Annotated in this window: 12 protein-coding genes; 10 read left to right on the forward strand and 2 right to left on the reverse strand. The window is 70.2% G+C overall.

Going from position 1 to position 10293, the window contains the following annotated elements:
* Positions 1 to 13: 13 nt before the first annotated feature.
* The 6 genes from VGH85_01355 (at position 14) to VGH85_01380 (ending at position 4827) form a co-directional block, all read left to right on the forward strand.
* A complete protein-coding gene (locus VGH85_01355; GenBank protein ID HEY2172436.1) occupies positions 14 to 916 on the forward strand; it encodes an XdhC family protein in 903 nt (300 codons plus the stop codon).
* Positions 913 to 1821, forward strand: coding sequence for a MoxR family ATPase (locus VGH85_01360; protein ID HEY2172437.1), 909 nt, complete (start codon positions 913 to 915; stop codon positions 1819 to 1821). The genes VGH85_01355 and VGH85_01360 overlap by 4 nt, the downstream gene beginning before the upstream one ends.
* Positions 1814 to 2995, forward strand: a complete 1182-nt coding sequence (locus VGH85_01365; GenBank protein HEY2172438.1) for a VWA domain-containing protein — start codon at positions 1814 to 1816, stop codon at positions 2993 to 2995. Before VGH85_01360 ends, VGH85_01365 begins: the two co-directional genes overlap by 8 nt.
* Positions 2986 to 3684: an SRPBCC family protein gene (locus VGH85_01370; protein HEY2172439.1), complete on the forward strand. Its 699-nt coding sequence runs from the start codon at positions 2986 to 2988 to the stop codon at positions 3682 to 3684. Before VGH85_01365 ends, VGH85_01370 begins: the two co-directional genes overlap by 10 nt.
* A 6-nt stretch (positions 3685 to 3690) precedes the next feature.
* Entirely contained in the window at positions 3691 to 4467 is a 777-nt protein-coding gene (locus VGH85_01375) for an HAD family hydrolase (protein ID HEY2172440.1), read from the forward strand.
* A gap of 177 nt (positions 4468 to 4644) precedes the next feature.
* The gene (locus VGH85_01380) at positions 4645 to 4827 is read left to right on the forward strand and encodes a hypothetical protein (protein HEY2172441.1); all 183 of its coding nucleotides are present in this window, start codon (positions 4645 to 4647) and stop codon (positions 4825 to 4827) included.
* Between the two features lie 10 nt (positions 4828 to 4837).
* Here VGH85_01380 and VGH85_01385 read toward each other — a convergent pair whose 3' ends face one another.
* Complete coding sequence (locus tag VGH85_01385) at positions 4838 to 5746, reverse strand: NADP-dependent oxidoreductase (GenBank protein ID HEY2172442.1); 909 nt, start codon at positions 5744 to 5746, stop codon at positions 4838 to 4840.
* Positions 5747 to 5943: 197 nt separating this feature from the next.
* Positions 5944 to 6855 (reverse strand): alpha/beta hydrolase, encoded by a 912-nt coding sequence (locus VGH85_01390; protein ID HEY2172443.1) that lies wholly within the window; start codon positions 6853 to 6855, stop codon positions 5944 to 5946.
* Positions 6856 to 7052: 197 nt separating this feature from the next.
* Between VGH85_01390 and VGH85_01395 the strand changes: the two genes are divergently transcribed.
* From VGH85_01395 to VGH85_01410, 4 genes are all read left to right on the forward strand, one after another.
* Positions 7053 to 7811, forward strand: coding sequence for a DeoR/GlpR family DNA-binding transcription regulator (locus VGH85_01395; protein ID HEY2172444.1), 759 nt, complete (start codon positions 7053 to 7055; stop codon positions 7809 to 7811).
* On the forward strand, positions 7804 to 9063 hold the full coding sequence (locus tag VGH85_01400) for an MFS transporter (GenBank protein ID HEY2172445.1): 1260 nt from the start codon (positions 7804 to 7806) through the stop codon (positions 9061 to 9063). The genes VGH85_01395 and VGH85_01400 overlap by 8 nt, the downstream gene beginning before the upstream one ends.
* A gap of 120 nt (positions 9064 to 9183) precedes the next feature.
* Positions 9184 to 9789 (forward strand): dihydrofolate reductase family protein, encoded by a 606-nt coding sequence (locus VGH85_01405; protein HEY2172446.1) that lies wholly within the window; start codon positions 9184 to 9186, stop codon positions 9787 to 9789.
* A 92-nt stretch (positions 9790 to 9881) separates the two neighbouring features.
* Positions 9882 to 10235, forward strand: a complete 354-nt coding sequence (locus tag VGH85_01410; protein ID HEY2172447.1) for a YciI family protein — start codon at positions 9882 to 9884, stop codon at positions 10233 to 10235.
* Positions 10236 to 10293 lie beyond the last annotated feature (58 nt).

Below are 10293 nucleotides of genomic sequence, written 5' to 3' on the forward strand. Positions count from 1 at the left end.
ATCGGTGAACCCGGTGGCCCGAACCGACCCGGACGCCCGCGCGGAGGAGTTGCACGCGGCCCGTCGGCCGTTCGTCCGGGCCGTGGTCGTGCGGGTCGAGCGGCCGACGAGCGCCAAGCCGGGCGACCGCGCCCTCATCCTCCCCGACGGCACCATCGAGGGGTTCGTCGGCGGCGTCTGCGCTGAGTCCACCGTGCGGCTGCAGGCACTCGACCTCCTGGAGTCCGGGGAGTCGACGCTGTTGCGCATCACGCCCGCCGCCGCTGAGACCGTGAAATCCCACGAGGGGCTGACCGAGGTGGCCAACCCGTGCCTGTCCGGCGGCACGGTCGAGATCTTCCTGGAGGCCGTCATCCCGGCACCGCTGCTGCACGTCCTCGGTGACACCCCCGTGGCTCGTGCGCTGGCCCGGATCGGGGCCGCGCTCGACTACGACGTAAGGCCGACCACCGAACCCGACGCACCGATCGCGCCGGACGCCGCGGCGGTGGTGGCCGCCTCACACGGGCGGGCCGAGGAGGCGGTGCTGGCGGCGGCGTTGCGGGCCGGCGTGCCCTACGTCGGGCTGGTCGCCAGCCGCCGCCGCGGCCCGGCCGTGGTCGCCGCACTCGACGCGTCCGAGAGCGACAAGGCACGCTTGCACACGCCGGCGGGGCTCGACATCGGCGCCGCAGGACCGGCGGAGATCGCGTTGTCGATCCTCGCCGAGATCATCGAATCGCGGCCGCGCCATCGGGCGGCGAAGGACACGCCTCGCAAGGACACGCCTCGCGCGGCCACCGACCCGGTCTGCGGGATGTCGGTCGCCGTCTCGGCGGCCAGCCTGCACCTCGAGCACGCGGGTACGACCTGGTATTTCTGCAACCCGACCTGCCGGCAGAGCTTCGCCGAGGAACCCGGACGCTTCCTCGCATGAGCGGTACGGGGAGCGACGAGCTCAGCGGGCGGCTGCCGGACGTCGCCGCGGTGGTCGCCGGGCTGGACCGCACCGACTACCTCGCCGAGGTCGGGCTCGCGACCGCGCTCTTCCTCGCCGTACGGATGGGCCAGCCGATCCTGCTCGAAGGCGAACCCGGAGTGGGGAAGACCGAGGCTGCCAAGGCGCTGGCCACCGTCCTGGACACACCGCTGATCCGCCTGCAGTGCTACGAGGGCCTCACGGCCGCGGAGGCGCTGTACGAGTGGAACTATCCGCGGCAGCTGCTCGGCATCCGGTTGGCCGAGGCGCGCGGCGACGTGCCCCGCGAGGTCGACCTGTTCAGCGCCGAATACCTGTTGGCCAGGCCACTGCTCGCCGCGCTCGACCATCCCGGCCCGCGGCCGGCGGTGTTGCTGATCGACGAGGTCGACCGGGCCGACGACGAGTTCGAGGCGTTTCTGTTCGAACTGTTGGCCGAGTCGGCCGTGACGATCCCGGAGCTCGGTACGCGGCGCGCGGCGGTTCCGCCGGTGGCGGTGCTCACTTCCAATCGCACCCGCGACCTACACGATGCGCTGAAGCGGCGCTGTCTCTACCACTGGATCGGCTACCCGGACGTCGAGCGGATCGCGGCGATCGTCCGGCGCCGGGTGCCCGGCGCCGCCGAACCTATCGCCGGTCAAGTGGCCGGGTCGGTCGCGCGGCTGCGGGGACTGGGACTCACCAAGCCGCCCGGTGTCGCGGAAGCGATCGACTGGGCGGACGCGCTGCGGGTGCTCGGTGTCGGGGAGCTCGACGTCGACTCGGCCGGCCGGACCATGAGCGCCGTACTGAAGTACCCCGAGGACGAGGAGACGACCCGCCGGGCCGGATTCGCCGAGGTGGTCGTCGGTCATGGGTGACATCGACCTCGCCACCGGCGTCGCCCGGTTCGGCGCCGCGCTGCGGGCCGCCGGCCTCCCGGTCGGCCCGGACCGCTCGGCGCGCTTCGCCCGGGCCATCGCCGTCGCCCGGCCCCGCACCACCACCGCACTGCACCAATGCGGGCTGGCCACGCTGGTCTCTGACCCCGACCACATCGCGACCTTCGACGCCGTGTTCGCCGCGGTATTCGGTGGCGCCACCGATCCAGCCGAGCACCGCGGCGACCCGACCGCGCCGCGCCCGACCTCGGCGCCATCCGCCGCGACCCAGCCGGCGCCGGCACCGGGCGGTTCGGCGGAGATCAGGTCCGCTTCGACCGGCGACGACGGCACCACCCGGCCGGTACCGCTGCGGGCATACGCGAGCGGCGACGAGCGCCTCTCCGGGCGCGACTTCGCTGACCTGTCCCCCGACGAGCTCGCTGTGCTGGCCCGACTCATGCGCGATCTGAAGCTGGCCACCCCGCCACGCCAATCTGCCCGGTACCGGCGTACCGCCCGGGGCCACCGCATCGACCTGCGGACCACCCTGCGACAGGCTCGTCGTACCGGTGGCGACCCCCTGCGCATCTCCCGGCGGACGCATCGGCAGCGGCCGCGCCGGATGGTGGTGCTGTGCGACATCTCGGCGTCGATGGAGGCCTACTCCCGCGCGATGCTGCAGCTGCTCTACTGCGCCGCCGGCGGCGCACACGCTGAGGTGTTCACGTTTGCGACGAGGTTGACCCGGCTGACCCGGGAGCTCCACTCAGGGCGTCCGGGCACGGCCTTGGAACGGGCTGGGCGGGCCGCGCCGGATTGGTCCGGAGGTACCCGCATCGGGGCGGCACTGGCGGACTTCAACGACCGTTACGGCTGCCGCGGCATGGCCCGCGGTGCCGTCGTCCTGATCGTCTCCGACGGGTGGGAGACCGGCGACCCGGCCCAACTCGGCCGCGAGATGGCGCGGTTGTCCCGGGTCGCCTACCGGATCGTCTGGGCCAACCCGCGCACGCAGAGCCCGCGCTACCGGCCATTGGTCGGAGGCATGGCGGCGGCCTGGCCATACTGTGATGCCGTAGTCAGCGCGCACAGCCTCTCCGCACTGACCGACCTCATCGAGGCGCTCGCCGACCCTGTCCACTCCCGGAGAGGAACGCCGCCATGCAGCTAGTCAACGAGTTCACGGTCTCCCAGCCGATCGACGACTCCTGGGCGCTGCTGACCGACGTCGAACGTATCGCCCCCTGCATGCCGGGCGCGCAACTGACCGAGGTCGAGGGCGACGTCTACCGCGGAAAGGTCACCGTGAAGGTCGGCCCGATGCTCGCCCGGTTCGCCGGGCAGGCCGAGTTCCGTGAGCTCGACCGCGACGCACAACGGGTCGTGCTCGAGGCGCGCGGAAAGGAATCCGGGGGCAAGGGGATGGCCAATGCGGTCATCACCGCCCAGCTCACCGAGCAGGGAACGTCGACGCTGGTGCAGGTCACCACCGACCTGACGATCTCCGGCCGGCTCGCGCAGTTCGGGCAGGGCGCGCTGGGCGACATCAGCAACAAGCTGCTCGGCCAGTTCGTCGACTGCCTCGAGCATCGCCTCGCCGGTGACGAGCCGGCCGAGCCGCAGCGGCCCGCCCCGCGCGCGCCGGACGCCGCCGCGACCTCCGACACGGGTGGAGCCGCCGCCGAATCCGAACGGCCGGGACCGCCCGAGGAGAAGCGTCTCATCCAGAGCCCGGATGCGTTGCCGGTCAACCTGCTGCAGACCGCCGGCGTACCGATCGTCAAGCGGCTCGCTCCCCCGCTCGCACTGGTCGCCGTCCTCGTCGGCCTGGTCATGCTGGCACGGCGCCGGCGACGGTGACCGACGATGACGCCGGCCCGGGCGGACGAGAGCTACCTGCTGAGCGACGACATCACCGCGATGATCTTCGGTGTCGACGGCGTCGTACTCGACACGCTGCGCGTCTCGGCCGAGACCTGGCGGTCGGTACTCGACCCGTTCCTGCGCTCGTACGTCGAACTTCATGACACGGTGCTCCGGCCGTTCAGGGTGCCGGCCGATTACCTGCGTTATTTCTACGGCCGGCCCCGCACGGACGGCCTCGCGGACTTTCTCGCCTCCCGCCTGATCACGCTGCCCTTCGACGACCTGCGCGGCTTGGCGGTGCGCCAGGAGGAGCTGTTCCTCTCCGAGGCCCGCCGCCTTGGCACCCCGCCGTACCAGTCGACGGTTGGGTTGGTCCGGACCGCCCGGCAGCGGAAGCTGGCCACCGCCGCGGTCTCGGCGGAGAGCTACGCCGCCGAGCTGTTGGAACTGGCGGGCGCCGCGGCCCTGTTCGACGTCCGGCTCGACGCCACCGATGCGACGGGCGTGTGGCGTCCCGGCGATCCCGAACAGATCCTCTTCCTCGAGGTGGCCAGGCGTACGACCACACCGCCGGAGCGCACTGCGGTCGTCGAGAGCCGCATGGACGGGGTGGCCGCGGCGAAGGGCGGCGGTTTCGGGGTGGTGATCGGCGTCGACCGGGCCGGGCGGCCGGATGCGCTCCGCGAACGGGGCGCGAACGCCGTACTCAGCGACCTGTCCGGACTCCGGTTCGCAGGGCCCCCGCCGAGCGATGATCGCCCCTCGCCTTCTGCATGATCGTGATCGGAAATAGCCGCGAAACGCCGTATTGATCCGATCACGATCATGGATCGGAGCGGCTGATGGTGCGTTCACCCCGACCGGATGATGCCGCGGTACGGCGGGAGGGGCTCCAGTGAGGACGACGGCCACGAGCCTTCGAGGTCGCAGAAGCGCTGGTGGACGGGGAGTCCGATGTCCTTCATATGGTGGGTAATCTGCGCGATCGTGTGGGTGGCGATAGCGTTCTGGCCGGCCCGCGTCGCAGGTCGTAAGGGGCACAGCTTCATCGGGTTCTTCATCTTCAGCCTGATCTTCTTTCCGCTCGCGCTCATCGTCGCCTATCTCTCGGGCGATCGGCGGGTCGCGGTCGGCTGACGCCCGTTGCCTAGTCGATGAGTAGGGCGATCTTGCCTCTGACGTGCCCGGTCTCCAGGTGTTCGTGCGAGCGGGCTGCGTCGGCGAGCGGGTAGGTGGCCTCGATCGGCAGGGTGAGCCCGCCGTCGGCGTAGAGGGTGGCCAGTTCGCGCAGCGCGGCTGTGGATCGCATACCCACACGTTGGATGCCGTATGTGCGCGCGGCCTGGGCGTCGACGGTGGTGGCGATTCGGTGTGGGTCGGCAACCAGGCGGAGCGAGACGGTGATGGCGTCACCGCCGACAAGGTCCAGCGCCGCGTCGACGCCGTGCGGAGCGAGCCCGGCGACGCGTTCGGAAAGCCCGGCGCCGTAGGTGACCGGAGTCACGCCCAGCCCGCGCAGGTAGTCGTGATTTGCCTGACTGGCCGTACCTATGACGGTTGCGCCGCGGTGCCGCGCGAGTTGTACGGCGACGGTGCCCACCCCGCCGGCGGCGGCGTGGACCAGCAGCGTGTCGCCGCGCCGTACGTCGAGCGCGTCCAGCGCGGTGTAGGCGGTCTGGCCGACGGCGGGAAGGGTTCCCGCAACCTCCCAGGGAATCTCGGGTGGTTTGCCGACCACCTCTGCGGCGTCGACCACGACACTCTCGGCGTAGCACTGCGCGGTCGCGGAGCCGAACACTTCATCACCGACCGCGAGCCCGGTGACGCCAATCCCGAGCGCCGTGACGACGCCGGCGTATTCGTTGCCGAGCCGCTGCGGAAAATGCGCCGGTACGACGGCGGCGAAGTCGCCGCGACGTTGCTTGGCGTCGACCGGGTTCACGCCGGCGGTCCGGACCCGGATCTGCACCTCGCTTGCGTCGGGGATCGGGTCCTCGACCTCGACGAGATGCAGTACCTCGGGACCGCCGTAACGGTCATACACGATCGCGCGCATGCAAGCCCTACCGATCGAACCCGGTCAAACCTGGCTGGACATGGTCAGCTGCCGTGTGCCTCACTTGATCAGCCGGAGACGGTTGTTTTCCCCGACGAGGAGGCGCCCGAGAGCAGAATCACCAAGGGTTGCAGTGTTCGCGCATTCGTTGACACGCCGACACGGTAGTCCCGTCGGACTCCGTGTTCGGCCTCTCGCTATGCGGGGACGCGTTCTGCAGCGGCGAGATGCGCCGTGAGGAGCTGTCCGGCTCTGTCCAGCGCCGCGGTCGCTTCGTCGAGCATCGGGTAATAGGCCTGGAAGACGTGCGGCACCCCGGGGGTGATGTCGAGTGTTACCTCGACGTCGGCGTTGGCGGCTTGTTGCGCGAGGCGGACGGCGTCGTCAAGGAGGACCTCGTGGCTTCCGGCCTGGATGACCAGGGGCGGCAGGCCGGACAGGTCGGCGAATATCGGGCTGATGAGGCCAAGAGCGGCGTCCTGTCCCGACGTGTAGTCGGTGACGCGGGGTTGGAGGCCTGCTCGGCTCATCAGCGGGTCGACCTCGCTCTTGGTGTCCATGCTCGTCCCGGCCAGGGTGAGGTCGGCGTACGGCGACATCGCCAAGGCCGCGGCCGGCAAGGGCAGTCCGTGGTCTCTGGCATTGACCATGGTGATCACGGCGAGGCCGCCGCCGGCGGACTCTCCCGCGAGGACGATGTCCGAAGGAGCGGTGCCGTTCTGCAGGAGAGCTTCGTAGGCGGCAAGAGCGTCGTCGACGGCCGCCGGATACGGATGCTCGGGCGCGAGCCGGTAGTCGACGGAGATGACCTTGGCGCGCGTCCGCCGGCCGACCTGAGAGGCCAGGTCGGCGGCGAGGAAGGCGTCCCCCATGGCGTACACGCCGGCGTGGAAGTAGAGAACAACGTGGCGAGGTTCGACTCCCTCGACGGTGATCTCGGCGGTGGGCACGCCGCCCAGTTCGGCTGCGGTCACGGTGATCTCGGCGGGCAGGGGCTGTGCCGACAGCAGGTCTCGGAGCAGTCGCCGTTGCTCGGTGACATCGATGTCCGCGGGGAAGGCTGACTGTCGCAGGATTGCGTCGAGGTTCGCTCGCTGCTCGGTGCTCACGGAGGATCTCCCTCGGTCGGGGGTCGTATGGCCGCGCTCGTTACGAGGCTCGCCGCCGGGCAGGTGAGGACGCGTCACCCGATCACGGTGATTCGCGGAACGGTCCGGCTCTGCCGACCCGAGTTAGTCAGCCCTAGCCCCGGGCAAGTTCACATTGCCGATGTTCGTACGGACACAATTGATGTACGTTAGGCGCTATGGAAGCGGCGGAGCGGGTTAGCCGGCTGGTTGAGACATTGCGGCGGGAGGGTCGCGTCGAGGTCGCCGGCGCAGCGGCTGAATTCGGCACCGCGGAGATGACGATTCGACGGGACCTCGACCAGCTGGTTGAGCGTGGGGTGGCCCGCCGAGTGCGTGGTGGCGCGGTGAACCTGTTGATGCGCGGGGAAGAACTGCCGTTCGCGATGCGGGAGATCGAGGCCGTGGACGCCAAGCGACGAATCGCGGCGGTCGTCGCCGATCTGCTCGGCGACGGCGAGGCGGTCGGTTTGGACAGCGGCACCACCGTCGTCGAGACGGCGCGGGCCCTGATCGGGCGACGAATGACGGTGCTGCCGCTGTCACTACATGCCGCGATGGCGCTGGCGGCGTCGCCCTCGGTGCGGTTGATGATGCCCGGCGGTGCAATCCGACCCGGGGAGCTGGCGATGGTCGGGCCGTTGGCGCTGGCGAGCATCACCGCGCTGCGGTTCGACACGGTGGTATTGGGCTGCTGCGGCGTATCCCCGGAAGGTCACGTGATGGCCCATGACGTCGACGAGGCCGCGGTGAAGCAGGCCCTGATCGCTTCAGGGGGTCGCAGTGTGCTCGCCATCGACGGGGCGAAGTTCGGGCGGGCCGCTTTGGCCGTGGTGTGTGAGCTGTCCGCGTTCGACGTGGTCGTCACGGACGTCACCGCACCCGATGCCGCCGTCGCAGCGCTGCAAGCGAGTGGCGTGGAGGTGCACCGTGCCTGACATCGCCCTACCGGACGCGCTGCTGGCATCGACGCGCCCGGCGGAGAGTCGCTGGCCGCGGATCGCGGTAACCGTCGTGTTTGTTGTGCACGGTCTGCTTTTCGCGTCGTGGACTGCGCACATCCCGGACGTGGAGGCCCATCTTGGGCTCACCTACGGGACGCTGGGGTTCGCGCTGCTGGGGGCGCCGGTCGGATCGGTGACCGCAATGGCCGGCTCGGCCTACTTGCTCCCGCGGCTCGGTAGTCGCCGCATCGTGCAACTCGCGCTGGTCGGCTACTGCGCCGCCGGTCCGCTCGTCGGGCTCACCGGCACCGTGCCGGCACTGTTCGGTGCGCTGTTCGTGTGGGGCGCGTTCCAGGGCACCCTCGACGTGGCCATGAACACGCAGGCCATCGCCGTCGAACGTGGCAGGCAGCAGGTTCTCATGTCCGGGCTCCACGGCAGCTGGAGCATCGGCTCCTTCGCCGGAGCCGGCATCGGCGCGCTCGCCGTGGGCGCCGGGGTCACTCTCACCACCCAGCTTCTCGTCCTCGGCACGCTCGCGTTGCTGACTGCTGGGCTGCTCACCACCCGGATGCTGCCCGACGCCAGAGACCCGCACGGCTCGGCCGCCGACTCCCGCGCTGCGGATCAATCGTCGACGACGGCATCTCGGTGGTCGGGTGGGATGGTGTTGCTCGGCACGATCGCGTTCGCGAGCATGCTGTGCGAGGGCGCCACCGCCAACTGGGCCTCGGCGTATCTGGCCGGCCCTCTACACACCACCGGTATCGTTCCCGGCCTCGGCTACGCCGCATTCGCCCTGGCCATGGTGACCGTCCGGCTTGCAGGCAACCGGCTGCGGACCCGCTACCGGATCGACCGGCTCCTCCCTGCACTCGCCGTCGTGGCCACGATCGGATTCACCGCGGGGTTGTTGGTCGGCCGGCCCGGCGCTGCGCTGGGCGGGTTCGTGTGCTTGGGGATCGGGCTGGCGTCGGTCGTGCCGGCCGTGTTCAGCGCAGCCGGACGCATCCCCGGTCTGCACCCGGGTACCGCCCTCGCCACCGCCGCGGCCTGCGGCTGGGCCGGCTTCGTCTGCGGGCCACCACTGATCGGCCGACTCGCTTCTCTGACCTCCCTGCCCGCCGCCCTGGGACTGCTACCGGTGCTCACCGCGTTCATCGTCGCCGGCACGGCGCTGGCCCCCGCTCTCAAGGCCCAGCCGCGACACAACACGCGACCCGCCCTCGCAAATGCGGCTCGTTGACGGCGTAGCGCAAGTCGTCGAAGGAATTCCGGGTCGCGGTGTCGGATCCCGGTGCTGGTGTTCGTAGCAGGGGTGAGGCAGCCCACCAGGGGCGACGCCACTGCCAAAGGAACCGCAACAATGAAGCTGACAACCCTGACCAAGGTCACCATCGATGGCGTGATGCAGGGCGACGGCCACGCGTCGGAGGAGGACCGCAGGAACGGATTCGACCGTGGCGGGTGGGCCCGGGGCAAGGGCGACCACGACACCCACGCATTCATCAACCAGACCTACCAGCGCGCCGACGCGTTCCTGTTCGGCCGACGCACCTACGACCTGTTCGCCGGCTCGTGGGGGTCCTGGACGGAACAGGATGTCCCCGGCTGGGAGCCCGTCCTGCGCGCGTTGAACACCCAACCCAAGTACGTCGCGTCGACCACGCTCACCGATCCGGCGTGGTCGGGCACCACCGTCCCGACCGCAGACGTCGCGGCCGCAGTCGGAGAGCTGAAGGCCAAATCGGGCGGCGAACTGCAGGTGCACGGCAGCGGCGCCCTGACCCGGTGGCTGCTGGCGAACGATCTGGTCGATGAGATGACGCTGATCGTGGTCCCGGTGATTCTCGGCCAGGGCGAGCGACTGCTCCCGGCGACCGGCCCGGACCTTGCCCTCGACCTGATCGAGTCCCGAGTCGACTCCAAGGGCGTCACGATCCAGATCTACCGGCCGGCCGGGCGCCCGTGAAGATTTTTGCGGGCAGCCTGTCGGATCTGGAGCACGGCGTTCGTAGAACAGGTGAGAGGCTGCCGAGGAGGCCGCCGGGACAAGGAGGAAACATGACCGAGTACCTCATCTACTTCAACCAGCAGTGGGTGGGCGACCACACCGAGGACTGGTTCCGCGGGCGCGGACCGCTCGCCATGGCGGTCGTGAACGAGATGAAGGCTGCGGGCGTCTACGTGTTCGCCGGAGGGTTGGAGGAAGAAGACGGCCCGGTCTACAGCGCCGACCCCAGCAGTAGCACCGTGCTGATCACCGACGGACCATACGTCGAGACCAAGGAGTTCCTGGGCGGCTTCGCCGTGGTGGACGTGGCCGATGACGAGGCCGCCAAGACGTGGGCCGGCAAGATGGCGGAAGCCTGCGGCTGGCCTCAAGAGGTTCGACGATTCAAGCCGCAACCCAGCTGACCCAGGCGGTGCCGAGGTATGGGCCAGCTGCCGGGTTGTAGGGGCGGGAGGTCGTGGT

It is taken from the genome of Mycobacteriales bacterium (assembly GCA_036497565.1).
GTDB lineage: Bacteria > Actinomycetota > Actinomycetes > Mycobacteriales > QHCD01 > DASXJE01.